The organism is Reyranella sp., from assembly GCF_965279465.1.
Classification (GTDB): domain Bacteria; phylum Pseudomonadota; class Alphaproteobacteria; order Reyranellales; family Reyranellaceae; genus Reyranella.
The window spans coordinates 7,574,423-7,593,361 of the sequence record NZ_OZ257242.1 but is presented as its reverse complement, the minus strand read 5'-3'; the positions used below and the strand labels follow the sequence as shown (position 1 = coordinate 7,593,361).

Here is an 18,939-nt window from a genome sequence, read left to right as displayed (position 1 = left end):
CTTAGCATGAGTGCGGATGTTTCGAAGGTGGTGCAGCAGTTGCTCGAGGCTCGCCGTTCCGGCCTGCAGCTGAAGCCGCCGTTCGGGCTCCCGGACCGCGCGGCCGTCTATGCCATCCAGGACGGCGTCGCGCAGGCGACCGGCCCCGTCTCTGGCTGGAAGGTCGGCGCACGGACGCCGACCGCCGAACCTAATCCTGCGCCGCTGCTCGCCGGCGCGCTGGTGAAATCCCCCGCGGCGTTCGACGGCAAGGCGATGCACATGATCGGAGTCGAGATCGAAATCTCGTTCCATATCGTGAAGAACATCGCCGCGCGCAGCGAACCGGTCGGGCGCGACGAGGCGCTCGCTGCCGTCGGCGATGCCTTCGTCGGCCTGGAGGTGGTCGACACGAGGCTGGCCGATTTCAAGTCGGCCGATCCGGAGTGGCTGCTGGCCGACAACCAGATGAACCACGCGTTGGTGATCGGCGAGTCGATCAAGGGCTGGAAGGGCCTCGACTGGGCCGGCCTGCAGGTCAAGCTCACGATCGACGGCAAGGTCGAGGTCGATCAGAAAGGCGGGCTCGGTTCCGTCGATCCGGTGCGGCCACTCGCCTGGATGATCGACCACGCGGTGCGCCGTCGCGGCGGCATTCGCGCGGGCCAGGCGATCACCACCGGTTCCTGGACGGGCCTTCGCTACTATCCGCCCGGCACGAGGGCGCGAGGCGAGTTCGTCGGCCTGGGGAGCGTCGAAGCGAGCTTCTGATGCGGACCGTTCTGGCACCTCTGTTGTTGCTCGCGACGCCGGCCTGGGCGCTCTCGCCGGAGGAGGCAACCTACATTGCCGCGCGCGATCGGGCGGCCGCAGCGCTCGAGCAGAAATGGGACAGTGCCGCGCACGATAAGGCGATCGGCACCCTGACACCGATGCTGCGGCGAATCGTCGGTCCGCCGCCGAAGGGCTATCCCGGTCCCGGCGATATGGTGCGCGACAGCCTGTGCTGCGGGACAGGCTCGGACAAGCTCGATGCCATCGCCTTTGGCGACGCGGTCGTCACGACAGAGGGCCTGGCGCGCCACTGGCTCGGTGAGAAGCCGAAGCAGCCGATCGATCTCGAGGCCAAGCTCGGGGAGGGAGAGGATCTCTACTTCGGGCTGACAGGCGACGCCGCGGTGACGGTCTACGCCACGCTCCCGATCGAACGACCGGCGAAGGCGGTGCAGGCCGTTGCGCATCTCGCTCTCGCCTCGCAGGCTGGCGCCTTCTCGCCGCCGCGCGAGATCGGCGTCATCGTGCGCAAGGGCGGAAAGATTTTTCTTTATCTCGACAAAGCCGCGGCGGCGCCTGAGCTTCCGGCTTGCGAAGAGCCTCTCGTGACCGCGCTGGACAAGGCCAAGACCATGCGGGCGGACGGCAAGGCCGACGACAGCTTCACCCTGGAGAACGAAGCGTCGGAAGCTTACGTACGCTGCTGGAGCCTGCGGGTTCGCGAAACGCCTGCATATGCGGGCCTGGTCCAGCAGGCGCAACGCGTCGTGGACTCCCTCGCGGCGGATTAGCCCTCGTCCGCCGCGTCAGGCGCGGTGTGCTCTTGCGGTCTTCCTCACCGCGAGCACCCGTCGGTACCTTCGTTGGGCGGGCTCCCGCGGTCCAGGTGGAGACTAGTAGTAGGGAAAGCCCATCGGATAGCCGCCCCACGGACCCCAATCCCAACTCGCCATCGAGATGTCCGCGGCGGCCTGGGCCTGCTCATCGGCAATCTGCTTGTTGAGGCGGCGGGCCTGGTAATTGGCGTAGGCTTTCTGCCCGCCGACATAGAGGCAATTGCAGATCGTCGGATCGGCATAGATGTAGGCCACCTTGTCGCCATTGACCTGGCGGAAGAACTTGTGTGGCGGCAGCGTCTTGAAGGAGGCGATGCGCTCCGGCGTGTTGACGGGCACGAAGGTGAAGCCCGACGCCGCCATCATGTCTTCCTTGTCCGCGATCACCTGCTTGGGATTGGTGCAGGCCGTCGCCGCCAGGAAGATGCCCATTGCCGCCAGCGTCTTTCCAAATCGCATCGTTCTTCCCCGTTGTTATCTGGTTTCATTCTTATCAGATGTTTCGGCCATCGCCGCAACGCCGAACGCGAATAGGGCGGCATTGTACGCTCATGGAAAGCATTCTTCACGGCCCTGTGCTGACCAGCGAACGGGACCTGACGCGCCGCATCCTCCTTGCCCTTGCGCTGTGGCACCATCGCCAGCGCTCGCGCCGGCACCTCGCGGCGCTGGAAGACCGCGAGCTCGACGATGTCGGCCTTAGCCGCGATCAGCGCCGGGCCGAATGCAGCAAGCGCTTCTGGCAGGCCTGACCGGTCATGTACCCGTCCATTTCGGCGCCCGCTTCTGCAGGAAGGCGTCCATGCCCTCCCGGAAATCGGCGCTGGCGTAGGTTTGGCGAATCAGGTCGTCGATATTCTCGTCGCCCATTTTCGCTTGAAGGCGCCGCAGGGCCTCCTTGGTCGTCGAGAGGGTGATCGGCGCATGGCCCGCAAGGGTGGTTGCCAGCTCTTCCGCGCGGGCGAGCAAGGCAGGCTGATCCGGCAACAGCTCGCTCACCAGCCCGATCTGCAGCGCGGTCGGCGCGTCGACCAGCTTGGCGAGGTACAGCATCTCCTTCACGCGCTGCGGGCCGACCAGCGCGACCAGCCGGGCGTAGTTGCTCATCGACAGGCAGTTGCCGAGCGTACGGGCGATCGGGAAGCCGAACTGGGCGCTGGCCGAGGCAATGCGGAAGTCGCAGACCGCCGCGATCGCCGCCCCGCCGCCGGTGCAGAAGCCGACGACCGCCGCGATGGTCGGGATCGGGCAGCGCTCGATCGTTTCAAGGATACGGTCCATCTTGCGCTCGTAGGCGATGCCGTCCTCGCCGTCCTTGAACTCCTTGAACTGGGCAATGTCGGTGCCGGCGGCGAAGGCCTTGTCGCCGGCGCCGGTGATGACCAGCGCCTTCACCTCGCGCGTTCGGGCGATCCGGCCGCAGACCTCGGCCAATCCTTCATACATCGCGAAAGTCAGCGCGTTGCGCGCCTTGGGGCGGTTGAAGGTCACCCACGCGACATCGCCGCGCTTGTCGTAGAGCAGTTCTTCGGTCATTTGAGGAACACCATGGCATTGGATCGGCTACTCAAGGGCTTCGCGGACTTCCGCCTGGGCTACTATCAGGACCATCTCGACCTGTTCGAGAAGCTCGCGACGGAAGGGCAATCGCCCAAGATCCTGATCATCGGCTGTTCCGACGCGCGCGTCGATCCCGGCATCCTGACGCAAACCCGCCCCGGCGACATCTTCACCGTCCGCAACGTGGCCGCCATGGTGCCGCCGGCCCTGAACCCGCCCGACCAGGCCCAGCACGGCACCTCAGCGGCAATCGAGTTCGCGGTGCGCGGCCTGGACGTCGAGCACGTCGTGGTGCTCGGCCATGCATTGTGTGGCGGCATTGCTGCCCTGGTGGACGGCGCAGCGAGCGCCTACGCGACCTATGATTATCTCTCGACCTGGACGGCAGTGGCGCGGAACGTGCGCGACGTGGCGGTGCACGATCTTGCCGGGCGGTCGCGTGAGGAGATCGTGCGTGCCGTGGAGCAGGCCGCGGTCGTGAACAGCGTTGCAAACCTGATGACCTTCCCGTGGCTCGCCGAGCGCGTCGATGCCGGCAAACTCGTCCTGCACGCCTGGTGGTTCAACCTCATCGAGGGCCAGCTCTATGCCTTCAATCCGGGGACAGCGATGTTCGATGCGGTGCAAGGCGTCGAGGTCGTGCCCACGGTCCAGCAGGGAACCCGGCTATCGGCGATCAAGCCCGAGCGGCTGCTCCTCGCGCTGGCCGACAGCAAGCCCGCCTTTTGAGCTGGGAACGCGGCTCTCCACAGCCCCGCTTCCAGCTATTCGATCTTGATCCCGGCTGCCTTGATCAACGGCCACCACAGCTTGATCTCGGCCTTGTGGTAGGCGCGCAGCGAGTCCGCCGTCTGTTGTGCAGGCTCGGGAATCTCCTGGCCAAGCGTGGCGAATTTCTCGCGGACCTGCGGATCGTCGTATTATCGACGATCATCGTCTGGCCGAGCGTTCGGCTCATCCGCTCGGCGAGGATGCGGCCCAGCGTGTCGGTCGGACTGCCGGCAGAGCACGGCACGACCAGTGTGATCTGATTCGACGGAAAGGCCTGGGCGCCAGCGCTTCCGGGGGCAACGCTGCAGGCCACCAAGAGGCCTGCAATCAAGCGTCTGCGCATGGTCGTCTCCCAGCTCGTTTTTGCGACCTGACTTCGCGGAAAACGAAGGAAGAGACAAGCATCGGCCCATTCGGGCCGAGGTCGCTAGGCGGCGAGCGATTCGATCGCCGCGTCGACCCCGCCGGCGTTGAACGGCACGCCGGCTGTCTTCATCGCGAGCTCGGTGGTGGCGAGGCAGCCCAGCAGCATCGGCTCGTTCAGGTCGCCGAGATGGCCGATGCGGAACACCTTGCCCATCAGCGGGCCAAGCCCGCCGCCGAGCGACAGGTTGAACCGCTCGAGCGCGATCTTGCGCATGGAATCGGAGGAGTGGCCCTCCGGCATCAGGATGGTCGTGACGGAGTTGGAGAGACGATCCTCGGTCTGGCCGTAGAGCGACGGTCCCTTGCCGTCCTTGCCCCAGGCCCGGACCGCGGCGCGGGTCGCTTCGGCGAGACGCGCATGACGGGCGAACACGCCTTCCAGCGTCTCCTCCTCGATCAGCTTGATCGACTGCTGCAGCCCGAAGAAAAAGTGCACCGGCACCGTGCCGATGAAGCGCTGCGGCTTGCGCTGTGCCATCAGCTCCCAGTTGAAGTAGTACTTGGGCAGCTTGGACTTGCGCGAGGCCTCGAGCGCCTTGTTGCTGACGCCGGTGATGGCCATGCCGGTCGGCATCATCAGGCCCTTCTGGCTGCCGGCGATCGTGACGTCGATGCCCCAGGCATCCATCTTGTATTCCATGCTGCCGAGCGAGGAAATCGTGTCGGACAACAGCAGCGCCGGATGCTTGGTCTGGTCGAGCGCGCGACGGACCTCGGCGAGCGGCAGCACCATGCCGGTTGCGGTCTCGTTGTGGACGGCGAGTACCGCCTTGATCTCGTGGCTCTTGTCGGCGGCGAGCCGTTCGCTCAGCTTCGAAAATTCCAGCCCCTTGCGCCAGTCGGCGCCGACGACCTCGACCTTGAGGCCGAGCGTCTCGGCGAGCTCCTTGAAGCCCAGCGAGAAGTAGCCAGTCTCGATCACCAGCACCAAGTCACCCGGCGAGAACAGGTTGGCCACCGCCGCCTCCCAGGCGCCGTGGCCGGTCGAGGCGTGGAAGAAGACCTCCTGGTCGGTCTTCAGGATGCGCTTCACGCCGCCGGTGCAGGCGCGCTGGATCTCGAGGAACTCCGGGGCGAGGAAGTCCATCACCGGCCGGTCCATTGCCCGCAGCACGCTGTCGGGGATGTTGGTCGGGCCCGGATTGTTGAAGAACTGGCGTCCGCGAGGCTTCGTGTTCACTTGGGCGGTCAAAGGAGGCTCCGGGGTGCGAAAAGTGGCGCACGATTAGCGCTCAGCCCTTGGCGAAGCAAGCGAGGCTTGCGATGTTCTCGCATTAGCCTAGTTGTGGGCAAGCGAGGGTCAATGAGCAGCGCAGAAACGACGAGTGCAGCCACCAACTCGGCAATCGTGACCGATTACAAGGCACGGACGGGGCGTTCCGGTGCGCTGTTTGAGCGCGCCCGTAAGGTGCTGCCGAGCGGCATCACGCACGATGCACGCTATCTCGACCCCTATTCGATCCATGTCGCCAAGGCTACGGGACCGCGAAAGTGGGACGTCGACGGCAACGAGTATGTCGACTATTTCGGCGGTCACGGCGCCATGCTGCTGGGCCATTCGCATCCAGCAGTCGTGGAGGCGGTGAAGAAGCAGATCGAGCTTGGGACGCACTATGGCTCGAGCCACGAGCTCGAGGTGCGCTGGGCCGAGCTGGTCTGCGAGCTCACGCCCTGTGCCGAAAGGGTGCGCTTCACGGCCTCGGGGACCGAGGCCTCCCACATGGCGATCCGCCTGGCGCGCGCCCATACCGGCAGGGACAAGATCGTGCGCTTCATCGGCCACTTCCATGGCTGGCATGACAACGTGTCGGCGGGCGCGGGTGCGACCTACGACGGCGGCACCACGCCGGGCGTTCCGCAGAGCGTGTCCGACCTGTCGATCATCATGCCGAGCGACGACGTCGCGGCGGTCGTCAAGCTGATCGAGACGCGCGACGACATCGCGGCCGTCATGTTCGAGCCGTCCGGCGCATCGTGGGGCCAGGTGCCGCTGCCGCCGGGCTTCGTCCAGGCGGTGCGCGACGCGACAGCGAAGAAGGGCGTCGTCATGCTGATGGACGAGGTCATCACCGGCTATCGCTGGTCGTCCGGCGGCGCGCAGAAGGCGATGGGCGTGACGCCCGACCTCTGCATCCAGGCCAAGATCGTCGCCGGCGGCCTGCCGGGCGGTGCGGTGGCGGGCAGGCGCGACATCCTCGACCGCATCGACTACGCCGCGACGGCGGCCAAGAAGATCGAGAAGATCGCCCATCCCGGCACCTACAACGCCAATCCGCTGTCGGCCGCGGCGGCGGTCACGGCTCTGACCCTGCTCCGTGACGAGGACCTGGCGGAGAAAGCCAACAGGACCGCGGCCGAGCTGCGCAAGGCGCTGACCGAGGTGCTGGTGCAGGAGGGCGTGCCATGGGGCATCTATGGCCAATCTTCGACCTTCCTGATCTATCCCAACCCGTACGGCGATCCGATCGACCCGGCGACCTTCGATCCGCTCAAGGTGCCGTTCGCCAAGCTCAAGGGCGCGCGCGGCGCGGGGCCGCTCACCGGCAAGATCCGCATGGGCCTGATGACCCACGGAGTCGACGTGATGGGCGCCCCCGGCGGCTTCGTCTCGGCCACGCACGGCGGTGCCGAGATTGAGAAGACCGTGCACGCACTGCGCCAGACCGTCCGCGCGCTGAAGGCCGAACGCGAAGTGAAGGCGGCTTAACCTTGAATCCGCCTGTGTGATATATGATATGTATATCATACAGGTGGATCATGAGAACCTTGGTCGACATTGGAGATTCGCAAGTCGAAGCGCTCGACGAACTGGCGAAGGCTGAAAAAAAATCGCGTGCTGCTCTCATTCGTCGGGCGATCGACGACTATCTGGCCCGACACCATGCCAAGCGGCGTGAGGATGCGTTCGGCTTGTGGGGCAGGCACAAGGTCGATGGACTCGCCTATCAGAGGAAGGTGCGCAGCGAGTGGTGAAGGCGCTGTTCGACACCAATATTCTGATCGACTACCTGAATGCAGAGCCGCAAGCGCGCGGCGAGATTCAGCGCTACGCTGACAAGGCGATCAGCATCGTCACGTGGATGGAAGTCATGGTCGGCGCCGAGCCGGCAGTGGAACCAGCCACCCGCGCATTCCTGGACGACTTCGAGTTGCTGGGTGTCGACGAGAAGGTCGCTGAGGGTGCCGTGCGGCTGCGCCGCGATCGACGCATCAGGCTTCCCGACGCCATCATCTGGGCGACGGCCCAAGTCCACTCGATGCTTCTCGTCACACGCAACACGAAGGATTTCCCGGCCGATGATCCCGGCATTCGTTCACCATACAAACTCTAGATCGGCAGGCGGAAGGCCGGTGTTTGCGCACGCGTGAAGCATGACTAAGCTCCTCCCGGCCATACTTGGGGAAGCAAACAATGATCACTCGTCGTCAGGCCATCGTTGCGTTGGCCGCGAGCCCGGTTGCCGCGCCCGCGGTGCTGCGCGCGCAGGGTACCGTCACCTGGACGATCTACACCTACGTACCGGCGGCGACGCTTGCGCCGGCGAAGGTGTTCCAGGAGATCATCGAACGGGTCTCGAAGGAAACCAACGGCGGCTTCCAGATGAAATATCACCTGGGCGGCGCGCTCACGATCAAGGCAACGGATATCACCACCGCGGTCGGCGACAACGTCATCCAGATCGGCGACGACGGCTTCCAGCAGGGCAATGTGCCGATCACTGGCATCCTGCGCCTGCCGATGCTGATCACGAGCACGACCGAGTTCGAGAGGGCGCTGGCGGTGATGAAGCCCTATGTCGAGCGCGCCTACGACAAGAAGGGCTCGACCGTGTTGTCGACTTATTACTTCCCGATGCAGATCGCCTGGTCGAGCAAGAAGCTCACCTCGCTCGACGAGTTCAAGGGCCAGAAAATTCGTGCCACCTCGCCTGAGCAGATCGAGTTCCTGAAGCGCTTCGGCGCCAACGGCCTCACCGTCGGCGGCTCGGAAGTGCCGTCGGCGCTGGAGCGCGGCGTGGTCGACGGCGTGCTGACCGCCAATGCCGGCGGCGGCAAGGTCTGGAAGGATCTTCTCAAATATTGCTACGACATCGGGCTCAACTACTTCGAGGCGAATGTAGCGGTGAACAAGGAAGCCTATGCCAAGCTGCCGCCCGCGTACAAGGAGTCGCTGACCAAGGCGATCGTCGAGCTCTCGCCCAAGATGACCCAGATGATGGCCGCGGAGGAGAGCGAGGAAGCGGTCAAGCGCAAGGCCGAGGGCATGATCCAGACCAAGGCGAAGCCCGAGGACTACAAGCGCGGCGCGGAGAAGATGGCCGACTATTGGGACGGATGGGCGAAGGCCAAGGGCGGAGAGACACCGGAAGCGCTGAAGAAGGTGCGCGAGACGCTCGGGCGTTGAACGTGGCTGTCAAGCTTTCCCTCCCCCGCAGACGGGGGAGGGAATGACATGAGTGCTTCTCCCGACACTCGTCCGTTCGACCTGATCGAGCGCGTGAGCCTCTGGCTCTCGGCCTTCTGCCTGATCGGCATGACGTCGCTCATGTTGCTCGAGGTCATCCTGCGTGGCGTCTTCAACAGCACGACCGAACATTCCGACGAGCTGGTCGGCTACCTGCTGGTCGGCATCTCCTTCCTCTCGCTCGCGTTGTGCCAGAGCCGCGGCGCGTTCCATCGGGTCGAGATGGTGCAAATGCGGCTCGGGCCCCGCGGCAAGGCGGTCTCCGCGCTAGTCTTCAACGTCCTGTCGTTCGCCTATATCGCGTTGACCGACTGGTACTTCCTGCAGTTCGTCATGAGCTCGTACCGGCGCGAGGCCCAGGCGCCGACCGTGCTGGCCACGCCGCTCTGGATTCCGGAGACAGCGATGATCGTCGGCGCCACGCTTCTGCTGATCGTGCTCGGCCGCGCCATCGTGCGCGACCTGAAGGAACTCATGGCATGAGCGCCGGTCTTGAAGTCGTTATCGTTCTGGCCGTCTTTCTTGGCCTGCTGGCTGCCGGCATGGCGATCCCATTTGCCATAGGCGTGCCGGCGATCGTCTATCTGCTGCTGCACGGCGGCGTCGCCTCGCTCAAGGGCATCGGCCTGATGAGCTGGGGCTCGATGAACAGCTTCGCGCTGACCGCCATCCCGCTGTTCATCCTGATGGCCGAGATCATGCAGCACTCGGGCCTCAGCTTTCGAATATATAGAGGCCTGTCGAAGCTGGTTTGCGTCATCCCGGGCGGCCTGCTGCAGACAAACATCGCGGGTTGCGCACTGTTCGCGGCGATCTCCGGCTCCTCGGTGGCAACCGCGGCGGCGATCGGCACGGTGGCGCTGCCCCAGCTGATCCAGCGCGGCTACCACCGGCCGCTGGCCGCCGGCTCGCTGGCCGCGGGCGGCACACTCGGCATCCTGATCCCGCCGTCGATCGCCATGATCGTCTACGGCACCTTCACCGAGACCTCGGTGTCCAAGCTGTTCATCGCCGGCATCGTGCCCGGTCTGCTGCTGACCGCGCTGTTCATGGCCTATGTCTTCGTCCACTCGCTGCTCAAGCCGGAGATCGCGCCGCGCGAGAAGGGGCCGCAGAACATGGCCGAGCTCGTCTCGGCCCTGTCCGACCTGCTGCCCTTCGCCCTGGTGATCGGCGGTACGATGGGCAGCCTCTACGCGGGCTGGGTGACGCCGACCGAGGCGGCGGCGGCCGGCTGCGCGCTGGGCCTCGTGGTCTCGGCGATCTGGGGCAAGCTCGGCTGGGCCGAGCTGCGCAAGGCGATGGTGTCGTCGGTGCTGATCAGCGGCAATATCCTGCTGATCGTCTACACCGCCTTCGTCTTTTCCTATGCGATCAGCATCGCGGGCGTGGGCGAATCGCTGACCAGCTGGATGGTGGCGATGAAGCTGTCGCAGCTCGAGTTCTTCGCTGCGCTGTTCGTGCTCTACACTATCCTGGGCTGCCTGGTCGAAAGCCTCGGCATGATCGTCATCACCGTGCCGCTGCTCTATCCGGTGCTGCTGAAGTATGGGATCGACCCGGTGTGGTTCGGCATCATCCTCGTGCTGTACATCGAGCTCGGCCAGATCTCGCCGCCCATCGGAATCAATCTGTTCGTGATTCAGAGCATCTGGGACGGCAAGCTGTCGGAGGTCGTGCTGGGCACGCTTCCGTTCCATTTGCTGATGTTCGTGCTGCTGATCATGCTGATGGTGTGGCCGGAGATCGCACTCTGGCTCCCGGCGCAGATGGGAAAACCACCATGAGTACAGATCACACGTCCTATCCGACCGGCCTGCGCACCACGCCGACGCGTCATCGCGCGCTGCGCCAACGTATGGCGAAGCCTGGGATCGTCGTCGCGCCGGGCTGTTACGACTGCGTCACCGCCCGGCTGGTCGAGGTCTCCGGCTTCGACGCGGCCTATGTAACGGGCTCGGGTGTCTCGATGAGCGCCCTCGGCGCGCCCGACATGGGGGCACTCAGCTTCGGCGAGATCCTCGACCGTGTGCGTCGCATCTGCGACTCCGTCACGATTCCGATCATAGCCGACGCCGACACCGGCTACGGCGGTCCGCTCAACGTGATCCGCACCATGCGCGAGTTCGAGCGCGCGGGCGTGAGCGCGGTGCAGATCGAGGACCAGGAGTGGCCAAAGAAATGCGGCCACGAACCCGGACGCAAGGTCGCTTCGTCGAAGGAGATGGAGCAGCGCATCCGGGCAGCCGCCGACGCAAGGGTCGACGCCGACGTGATGATCGTGGCGCGCACCGATGCGATCGCCATCGAAGGCTACGAGGCGGCGCTGGAGCGCGCGGAGCGCTATCGCGAGGCCGGCGCCGACATCGCCTTCGTCGAGGCGCCGCCCAGCCAGGCCGAGCTTGCCGAGGTGCCGAAGCGGCTCGGCATGCCCTGCCTCGCCAACATGGTCGAGGGTGGGCGCACGCCAGTCCTGCCGTTCCCGCAGCTCGAGGCGATGGGCTTCAAGGTCGCGATCTATCCCAACTCGCTGACGCGTCTTTTCGCGCGTGCAGGCCAGGACCTGTTGGCGTCGCTCAAGACGACCGGCGGCACGGCCGCGTTCGCCAACCAGATGCTCGACCATGGCCAGCTCTGGAGCCTGTTCGAGAACGAGAAGTGGCAGTCGCTCGAGAAGCGCTTCCAGTGAAGTGGATATCACCGCGTTTTTCCCGGAACGTGAGCAACGCGTCTTTGTCATCCTGAGCGCAGCGAAGGATCTGGCGCTACGACCAGCGGAGCTCTTTAGAGCAAGCGCAAGTCCTTGTTCGCTCAGGACGACGGGGGTGCCGACTACCGCGCACCCTTGCCGATATGGGCGATGGCCTCGATCTCGACCAGGATCTCCGGCGCGGCGAGGGCCGCGACCTGCACCAGCGTCGAGACCGGAAAGTTGCCGGTGAAGAACTCGCGCCGGGCGGCCCACACCTTAGTGTTGTTCTTGATATTGGTCACATAGATGATGACCTTGACCACGTCGGCCATCGTGCCGCCGGCAGCCTCGACCATGCTCCTGATCTTGCCGAAGATCTGCTTGGCCTGCTCGTACTCGTCCATTTTCGCCAGGGTCGCGGCATCGGTGCCGCGCGCGGTCATACCGGCGACATAGGCGATGCCGTCGACGACGAGGCAGTTCGACCAACGCTCAGGTGGTGGCTCGGGCACATCTGGGGAAGTCACGCGGCGGATGGTCATCGTTGCCTCACTGCTCGGGCTTGGCGCCGGACGCCTTCACGGCGGCGGTCGCCTTTTCAAGTTCGGTCTTCACGAAGGTAGTGTATTCGGCCGGAGTCATCGTGCTCGATTCGGCGCCGATGTCCTGCCAGCGCTTGATCACGTCGGGGTTCTTCAGGACGACCTGCATCTCGGCCGCCAGCCGCTCGACGATCGGCGCTGGCAGCTTCGCCGGACCGGACAGGCCGAACCAGGAGTAGGAGACGAGGGTGGGATATCCTTGCTCCTTCAAGGTCGGCACGTCGGGGAAACTCGGGTTGCGCTCGGCGCCGCTAACCACCAGCGCGCGCACCTTGCCGCTCTTGATGTGCGGCGCGGCCGAGGGCAGCGAGTCGAACATCGATGGCACGTTGCCTGCGATCGTGTCCTGCATGGCGGGGCCGGCGCCGCGATAGGGGATGTGGACCAGCTTTGTGTTGCTGATCAGGCCCAGCATCGTGCCCAGAATGTGATTGCTCGAACCCGGACCGGAGGTCGCGAAGGCGAGCTTGTCCGGATTGGCCTTGGCGTAGGCGATGTACTCGGCCAGCGTCTTCGCCGGAAAGCTTGGGTTCACAACCAGAACGCTGGGGTTGAACGACGCCAGGGTGATGTGGGTGAAGTCCTTGACCGGATCGTAGTCGAGATCGCCGTAGAGCGGCGGCGCGATGGCGAACGAGGAGATGTTGGAAACCAACAGCGTGTAACCGTCGGGTGCGGCCTTGGAGACCTGTGAGGTGCCGATGCTGGCGCCCTTGCCCGGCCGATTCTCGACCACGATGTTCTGGCCGATTCGTTGGCCGAGATACTCCGCGATGACACGGCCGACGACGTCGGTCGACCCGCCCGGCGCATAGGGCACCACAAGCTTGATGGGTTTGGAGGGCCACGGCGCTTGCGCCCCGGCGGGCAGGGCGAGGGCGGCGAGGGACGCGGTGAGGATACTACGACGGTACAACATGGGCAGAGTATACTCCGCCCATGAGCCTGTTCGACTCCCTGTTCCAGCCCAAACGCATCGCGCTGATCGGCGCTTCCGCCGACGAGAAGCGCACCACCTCGCGGCCGCAGCGCTTCCTGCAGAAGCACGGCTTTCCAGGCGAAATCCTGCCGGTCAATCCGGGGCGTGCCGAGGTGTTTGGCGTCAAAGCCTACAAGGACATCGACGCCGTCCCGGGCGACATCGACCATGCCTATATCCTGCTGAACGGCAAGGATGCGGTGGCAGCGTTGGCGGCCTGTGCGAAGCGCGGCGTGAAGGTCGCCTCGATCCTGGCGGGCGGCTTCGCCGATGCGGGGGCCGCAGGCGCGTCGCTGCAGGACGAGCTGGTGCGCATCGTGAAAGAGACGGGCATCCGGCTGGTGGGTCCCAACAGCATCGGCACCGTGAGCAGCGACCCGCCGGTGGCGCTCACCGCCAATGCAGCCTTCGCGGTCGACAAGCTGCGGCCCGGCAACTGGGGATTGGTCAGCCAGAGCGGCAGCCTGATCGGCGCGCTGCTGTCGCGCGCCGATGCGCGCGGCATCGGTTTCTCGCGGCTGATCTCGGTCGGCAACGAGGTCGACCTTGCGGTGGGCGAGATCGCCGACCTGCTGGTCGACGATCCGAAGACCAAGGCGATCCTGCTGTTCATGGAGACCTTGCGCGACGGCGAGCGGCTGGCGCACGCGGCGCGCAGGGCGCATGTCGCCGGCAAGCCGGTCGTCGCCTACAAGCTCGGCCGCTCCGACATCGGCCAGGAGCTGGCGAAGTCGCACACCGGCGCGATCGCCGGCTCCGACGCGACCTTCGACGCCTTCTGCCGTCGCCACGGCATCGCGCGCGTGTCGATGTTCGAATCGCTGGTCGACGTGCCCACGTTGCTGGTCGACCGCCCGCCGGCGACCGGAAGGCGTGTCGCGGTCGCGACGACGACCGGCGGCGGCGCGGCGATGGTGGTCGACAACATGGCGATGGCCGGGCTCGACATCGCCGATCCGCCGCAGGCTCTCGTCGACTGGCTGAAGCCGCTCGGCATCGCGGCGGGCGAGGGCAAGCTGGTCGATCTCACGCTCGCCGGCGCCAAGCCCGAGATCGTCGCTGGTACGATCGAGCGCCTGCTGGCGGATGACGGCAACGACGCGGCGATCTTCGTCGTGGGCTCGTCTGCGCAGTTCAATCCCGAGCTCGCGGTCGAGCCGCTGCTGCGCTTCGCCGGATCGAAGAAACCGTTCGCCGTCGCGCTGACGCCTGCGGCGGAGAAGTCGCTGGCCCTGCTGACGGCGGCGGGCGTGCCGGCCTTCCGCCATCCCGAATCTTGCGCCGAGGCGATGGCTCTCTGCCTGCTGCGGCCGACGCCTCAACCGGTGCCGGCCTTGGCGGAGCCGGCAGGCGCCGCGCGCGAAGCGCTCCAGGCCGGGCGAGAAGCAGGCTTCGATGAACGGCGCGCGGCGGCGCTTTTTGCCGCCCTCGGCGTGCCGATGGCGAAATCCGTCGCTGTGCCGGACGCCCGCAAGGTCGCCTCGGCTGTCGGTGAGATAGGTGGGCCCGTGGCGCTGAAGATCCTGTCGGCCGACATCGCGCACAAGACCGAAGCCGGCGGTGTGGCGCTCAGCCTGCCGGACGGGCAGCACGCGGCCGTCGCGGCGCGCGAGATCGAAAAGCGGGTCAAGGACTATGCCCCCCACGCGAAGCTCGACGGCTTTCTGGTGCAGAAGATGGAGCGCGGGCTTGCGGAGGTGATCCTTGGCTTCCGGCGCGATCCTCTGTTCGGCCCCACCGTCACCGTTGGCCTGGGCGGCGTGCTGGCGGAGATCTACAAGGACGCCGCGACGCGGCTTGCGCCGGTCGACGAGGCGGAGGCGTTGCAAATGATCGACGAGGTGAAGGGGCTCGCCACGATCCGCGGCTATCGCAACCTGCCGCGTGGCGACGTGGCGGCACTGGGCCGCGTCATTGCCGCGTTCTCCAATCTGGCGCATGCCGCGTTCGCGCAAGTATCGGAGGCAGAAATCAACCCGCTACTCGTAAAGCGCGCAGGCGAAGGCGTGATCGCGGTCGACGGCCTGGTGGTGCTAACACACGCTTTGTCCTCATAGAGCGATGCGATTGCATTGCACTTTGCCGGTCCGAGCGACGCTGTCGTTCTGAGCGGTGTCCAAGAGTAGCGACTCCAGCGGCTGTTCCGCGAAGCCATCCGCGGCCGCCCGGGGCTCGGCACCAATCTCGGCGAGCAGCCGCCTTGGGGATGCTCGCAGTGCCCTTGTCCCGTGTTATAGTTGCTGAAGCGAGGCCACGGGGCGACTCATGGCAGAAGACTTGAGGGCGTGGCTGTCCAGCCTGGGGCTCGGTAGTCACGCGGACCGATTTGCCGACAACGGCGTCGACTGGGACGTCCTGTTCGAGCTCACCGAGGCGGACCTCAAGGAGCTCGCCCTGTCGCTCGGCGACCGCAAGCGGTTGATGAAGGCCGTAGCTGGACTGCGGACGGCCGAGGTGAGGCTTTCGCCGCAGGAGGAAGCGGCGCAGCCAAATCTTGCGGCCGAGCGCCGGACCATCACCGTGATGTTCGTCGATCTTGTGGGCTCTACGCCAATGTCCGAGCGGCTCGACCCGGAAGACCTGCGCGACGTCCTGCGCACCTTCCATGCCCACTGCGCCACGGCAATCGAGGCCGAGGATGGCCACCTGGCCCGCTATCTCGGTGACGGCGTGCTGGTCTATTTCGGCTATCCACGGGCCCATGAGGACGATGCCGGCCGCGCGGTCCGCGCTGCGCGAGCGATCGTTGCCGGTCTTCGCGCCGGCAACGAGGCGCTGGCCCAGCAGTTTGGCGTGCAGCTGCAGACCCGCATCGGCATCCATACGGGCCTTGTCGTGGTCGGCGACGTCGGTGCCGGCGTGGCGCGCGACAGGGAGGCAATCGTCGGCGACACGCCCAACATCGCCGCCCGGATCCAGGCCGAGGCGCCGCCTGACACCGTCCTGGTGAGCGCCGCGACGCGCCGGTTGATCGAGGGCTTGTTCACGCTTGAGGATATCGGCGCGCGCAGCCTCAAGGGCCTGTCCTTGCCGGTGCGGCTGTTCCGGGTAACCGGGCCGGCGGAGTCGGCGGACCCATTCGATGCCCGGGTCCATCGCGGCCTGACCCCCCTGGTCGGCCGCGAGGCCGAGCTCGGAATGCTGCGGCAGCGCTGGGAGCAGGCGCGGGATGGCGAGATGCGGTGCGTACTGGTGGTCGGAGAGGCCGGCATGGGCAAATCCCGTCTGATCCGGGCTTTACGCGACATGCTGGGCGAGGACCCGCATCAGTTCCTCACCTGGTACTGCACGTCCTACTACCAGAACAGTCCCTTCTTTCCCGTGATCATATGGCTCCGTCGGGCGCTCGATCTCGACACGCAGGACGGCAGCAGCGTCGTCAAGTTGAAGGAGGCGGTCGAAGGCCTGCATATAAGGGAGCCGGGCGCGACGGAGACGTTGACGACCCTGCTCGGCTTGCCCGGCGCAGAGCTCGTCGGCATGTCGGAAATCTCCGGCCTGCAGTTCAAGCGCAGGGTGCTCGATGTCCTTGCAGCGGCTATCGAGGCGATGGCTCAACGGCAGGCTCTGTTGCTCGCTGTAGAGGATGCGCATTGGATCGATCCGTCGACGCTCGAGCTGCTGGGCGACCTGCAGGAGCGTCTTTCAGCCTCGCGATTGATGCTGCTGATAACCGGTCGGCCCGAGTTTACCCCCAACTGGAAGTATCCGCAGTTCGTGCCGGTCAGTCTAGACCGGCTGTCTCGCCGCGAACGCCATGCGATGGTCGAGCGCATTACCGGCGGCAAGGCGCTACCCAGCTTCGTGCTCGACACCATCGTGGCGCGCACAGACGGCGTGCCGCTGTTCGTCGAGGAGCTGACCAGGACGGTGCTCGAAGGCACCTCGTGGCGCGATGCCGGCACCCACTACGAGCTCGAAGGGCCATTTCAGGGGGTTGCGATTCCGGATTCGCTGCAAGGTTCGCTGCTGGCCCGGCTCGATCGCCTCGATCCAGTGGCGAAGGAACTCGCTCAAATCGGCGCCACTATAGGTCGAGAGTTCGATCGGGACCTGGTGCGCCTGGTCACGCGCAGCGACAACTCGAAGCTGGAAGGCGTGCTCGGGGAGCTGGTCGCGGCGGGGATTGTGCAACCGATCAGGTCGTCGGGAACATCTGGCGCTGCCTACGCCTTCCGTCATGCCTTGATCCAGGATGCCGCATACCAGTCGCTGCTGCTGGCGCGGCGGCGCCAGTATCACGCCCGGATCGCCGAGGCCCTCTCCGCCGAGTATCCCGATATGGTCGCCGGCCAGCCCGAAATCGTTGCCCAGCATTTGACCTTGGCCGATCAGTTCGATCAGGCGATCGATGCCTGGCATCGGGCCGGCACGGGCGCGATGCGTCGTGGCGCGTATCCTGAGGCCTACGCCCATCTGGCACGCGGGCTGGAGCTGATCGAGCGATTGCCCGGCGACGAGCAGTCACGAGCGGCGAGAACGCTGCCGTTCCTGCTGGTGCGTGGCCGCGTTGAGGCCAAGAACACCATGTACCGAGCGACGGCGACCTATCGGGAGGCCGCTGACGTGGCGCGCCAGAACGGCAGGGCGCGCGAGCTGGCTGCAGCCGCGATCGGCTTCGCCGAGGCGGAGCAGCTCGCTACCGTATCGCCGACACCCGAGAGCATCACTCTGGTCGAAGAGGCGATCGCCGCGAATCGCGATGCGCCGGCGGAACTGTGTTGCCGATTGCAATGCGCTCTCGGCCGGGCGCTGATGCTGAATGGCGTCTTTGATCGCGCGGCCGCAGTTACCGCTCATGCCCGGCGCATGGCCGAAGAGCTCAATGACCAGCGCAGCCTGCGCGACGTGATGGCCAACGAGATACTGATGCTGAAGCCGCCTCAGGCTTCCGAGTTCGAGGCGCAGCAGTACCATATTCGCGAGTTTCGCAGGCTGTCGGAGCAGGTTGGTGACCTGCTCGACACCATTTATGCCTTCGTCATGGGCGGGACCCGGTTGCTCGAGATGGGCGATCTCGAGGGCTTCAATGAAAGCGTGCGCCCGATGGAGGAGATGGTCAAAATCTCGCGAGCCGAGTCCGATCGGTGGATGCTGCTCTGCCTGCAGGCGTTGAGCGCGACCCTGCACGGCGATTACGCGATGGCTGAGCGCCACGCCGGCGAGGCGGCGGTGGCAATCACCCAGACCAGCTTCAGTCCGGTGCTCGGCATCTACGGCACGCAGATGTTCACCATCCGCCGCGAGCAGGGCCGTCTCATGGAAGTGGCACCCCTGGTCAAGCGGTTCGTCGACGATAACCCGGCCGACATGCTGTGGCGACCGGGCCTCATGCTGATTGCGAGCGACCTCGGCTTTCAGGCAGAGGCCCGGCGCCAATTCGAGATCCTCGCGGAGTCGGACTTCGCGCTGCCGGACGACGCCAAGCTCGCGCTCACGCTGAGCTACATCACGGAGGTCTGTGCCGAACTGGGCGACGCGACCCGGGCCGAGAAGCTTTACGAGCTGATGTGGCCGTACCGCGATACTGCCCTCCTGGCAAAACCCACCACGATCTGTGTCGGCGCCGGCGCCCATTTCCTCGGTCTGCTGGCCGGCACGATGACTGACTGGGACCGGGCTGCGATGCATTTCGAGGCAGCGCTTGTACTAAACGAGAAGCTCAAGGCTTGGCCGCGGCTTGCCGCTACGCGCCTCGCCTATGCCCGCTTGCTATTGGCGCGCGGCAGAAACCAAGATAGGCTTTTCGCGTCCGAGTTGCGAGGCATGGCGGTCGCAGCGGCCGAGAGGATGGGGATGAAGAGCATCCTTCAGCGTGACGCCCAGCTCGACTTCGGACGCTGAGGACGGACGGA

18 protein-coding genes are annotated in these 18,939 nt (G+C 65.7%); 13 read left to right on the top strand and 5 right to left on the bottom strand.

The window, feature by feature from the left end; genetic code table 11:
• Positions 1-6 precede the first annotated feature (6 nt).
• Positions 7-750 (top strand): 2-keto-4-pentenoate hydratase, encoded by a 744-nt coding sequence (locus ACQY8M_RS37085; RefSeq protein ID WP_428667360.1) that lies wholly within the window; start codon positions 7-9, stop codon positions 748-750.
• The gene (locus ACQY8M_RS37080) at positions 750-1,544 is read left to right on the top strand and encodes a hypothetical protein (RefSeq protein WP_428667358.1); all 795 of its coding nucleotides are present in this window, start codon (positions 750-752) and stop codon (positions 1,542-1,544) included. Before ACQY8M_RS37085 ends, ACQY8M_RS37080 begins: the two co-directional genes overlap by 1 nt.
• 102 nt (positions 1,545-1,646) lie before the next feature.
• Here ACQY8M_RS37080 and ACQY8M_RS37075 read toward each other — a convergent pair whose 3' ends face one another.
• A complete protein-coding gene (locus tag ACQY8M_RS37075) occupies positions 1,647-2,048 on the bottom strand; it encodes a hypothetical protein (protein ID WP_428667356.1) in 402 nt (133 codons plus the stop codon).
• Between the two features lie 92 nt (positions 2,049-2,140).
• On the opposite strand from ACQY8M_RS37075, the gene ACQY8M_RS37070 reads away from it, so the two are divergent.
• Complete coding sequence (locus tag ACQY8M_RS37070; protein ID WP_428667354.1) at positions 2,141-2,341, top strand: DUF1127 domain-containing protein; 201 nt, start codon at positions 2,141-2,143, stop codon at positions 2,339-2,341.
• A gap of 4 nt (positions 2,342-2,345) precedes the next feature.
• Here the strand turns inward: ACQY8M_RS37070 and ACQY8M_RS37065 are convergent, their stop codons facing one another.
• Positions 2,346-3,125, bottom strand: a complete 780-nt coding sequence (locus ACQY8M_RS37065) for an enoyl-CoA hydratase/isomerase family protein (RefSeq protein ID WP_428667352.1) — start codon at positions 3,123-3,125, stop codon at positions 2,346-2,348.
• A gap of 12 nt (positions 3,126-3,137) precedes the next feature.
• On the opposite strand from ACQY8M_RS37065, the gene ACQY8M_RS37060 reads away from it, so the two are divergent.
• A complete protein-coding gene (locus ACQY8M_RS37060; RefSeq protein WP_428667350.1) occupies positions 3,138-3,878 on the top strand; it encodes a carbonic anhydrase in 741 nt (246 codons plus the stop codon).
• 469 nt (positions 3,879-4,347) lie between these two features.
• Here the strand turns inward: ACQY8M_RS37060 and ACQY8M_RS37055 are convergent, their stop codons facing one another.
• On the bottom strand, positions 4,348-5,538 hold the full coding sequence (locus ACQY8M_RS37055; protein ID WP_428667348.1) for a pyridoxal-phosphate-dependent aminotransferase family protein: 1,191 nt from the start codon (positions 5,536-5,538) through the stop codon (positions 4,348-4,350).
• Between the two features lie 111 nt (positions 5,539-5,649).
• Between ACQY8M_RS37055 and ACQY8M_RS37050 the strand changes: the two genes are divergently transcribed.
• The 7 genes from ACQY8M_RS37050 (at position 5,650) to ACQY8M_RS37020 (ending at position 11,500) form a co-directional block, all read left to right on the top strand.
• On the top strand, positions 5,650-7,053 hold the full coding sequence (locus tag ACQY8M_RS37050) for an aspartate aminotransferase family protein (protein ID WP_428667346.1): 1,404 nt from the start codon (positions 5,650-5,652) through the stop codon (positions 7,051-7,053).
• A gap of 50 nt (positions 7,054-7,103) precedes the next feature.
• Entirely contained in the window at positions 7,104-7,319 is a 216-nt protein-coding gene (locus tag ACQY8M_RS37045; RefSeq protein WP_428667344.1) for a CopG family transcriptional regulator, read from the top strand.
• On the top strand, positions 7,313-7,678 hold the full coding sequence (locus tag ACQY8M_RS37040) for a type II toxin-antitoxin system VapC family toxin (protein WP_428667342.1): 366 nt from the start codon (positions 7,313-7,315) through the stop codon (positions 7,676-7,678). Before ACQY8M_RS37045 ends, ACQY8M_RS37040 begins: the two co-directional genes overlap by 7 nt.
• 80 nt (positions 7,679-7,758) lie before the next feature.
• On the top strand, positions 7,759-8,751 hold the full coding sequence (gene dctP / locus ACQY8M_RS37035; RefSeq protein WP_428667340.1) for a TRAP transporter substrate-binding protein DctP: 993 nt from the start codon (positions 7,759-7,761) through the stop codon (positions 8,749-8,751).
• Between the two features lie 48 nt (positions 8,752-8,799).
• A complete protein-coding gene (locus ACQY8M_RS37030; protein ID WP_428667338.1) occupies positions 8,800-9,294 on the top strand; it encodes a TRAP transporter small permease in 495 nt (164 codons plus the stop codon).
• The gene (locus tag ACQY8M_RS37025; protein WP_428667336.1) at positions 9,291-10,598 is read left to right on the top strand and encodes a TRAP transporter large permease; all 1,308 of its coding nucleotides are present in this window, start codon (positions 9,291-9,293) and stop codon (positions 10,596-10,598) included. The genes ACQY8M_RS37030 and ACQY8M_RS37025 overlap by 4 nt, the downstream gene beginning before the upstream one ends.
• Entirely contained in the window at positions 10,595-11,500 is a 906-nt protein-coding gene (locus tag ACQY8M_RS37020) for an isocitrate lyase/PEP mutase family protein (protein WP_428667334.1), read from the top strand. The genes ACQY8M_RS37025 and ACQY8M_RS37020 overlap by 4 nt, the downstream gene beginning before the upstream one ends.
• A 143-nt stretch (positions 11,501-11,643) precedes the next feature.
• On the opposite strand, the gene ACQY8M_RS37015 is transcribed toward ACQY8M_RS37020, so the two are convergent.
• Entirely contained in the window at positions 11,644-12,045 is a 402-nt protein-coding gene (locus tag ACQY8M_RS37015; RefSeq protein ID WP_428667332.1) for a RidA family protein, read from the bottom strand.
• 7 nt (positions 12,046-12,052) lie between these two features.
• Positions 12,053-13,024 (bottom strand): Bug family tripartite tricarboxylate transporter substrate binding protein, encoded by a 972-nt coding sequence (locus ACQY8M_RS37010; protein ID WP_428667330.1) that lies wholly within the window; start codon positions 13,022-13,024, stop codon positions 12,053-12,055.
• Between the two features lie 20 nt (positions 13,025-13,044).
• Between ACQY8M_RS37010 and ACQY8M_RS37005 the strand changes: the two genes are divergently transcribed.
• Both ACQY8M_RS37005 and ACQY8M_RS37000 read left to right on the top strand, forming a co-directional pair.
• The gene (locus ACQY8M_RS37005; RefSeq protein ID WP_428667328.1) at positions 13,045-15,141 is read left to right on the top strand and encodes an acetate--CoA ligase family protein; all 2,097 of its coding nucleotides are present in this window, start codon (positions 13,045-13,047) and stop codon (positions 15,139-15,141) included.
• Between the two features lie 208 nt (positions 15,142-15,349).
• Complete coding sequence (locus tag ACQY8M_RS37000) at positions 15,350-18,928, top strand: ATP-binding protein (protein WP_428667326.1); 3,579 nt, start codon at positions 15,350-15,352, stop codon at positions 18,926-18,928.
• Positions 18,929-18,939: the final 11 nt, after the last annotated feature.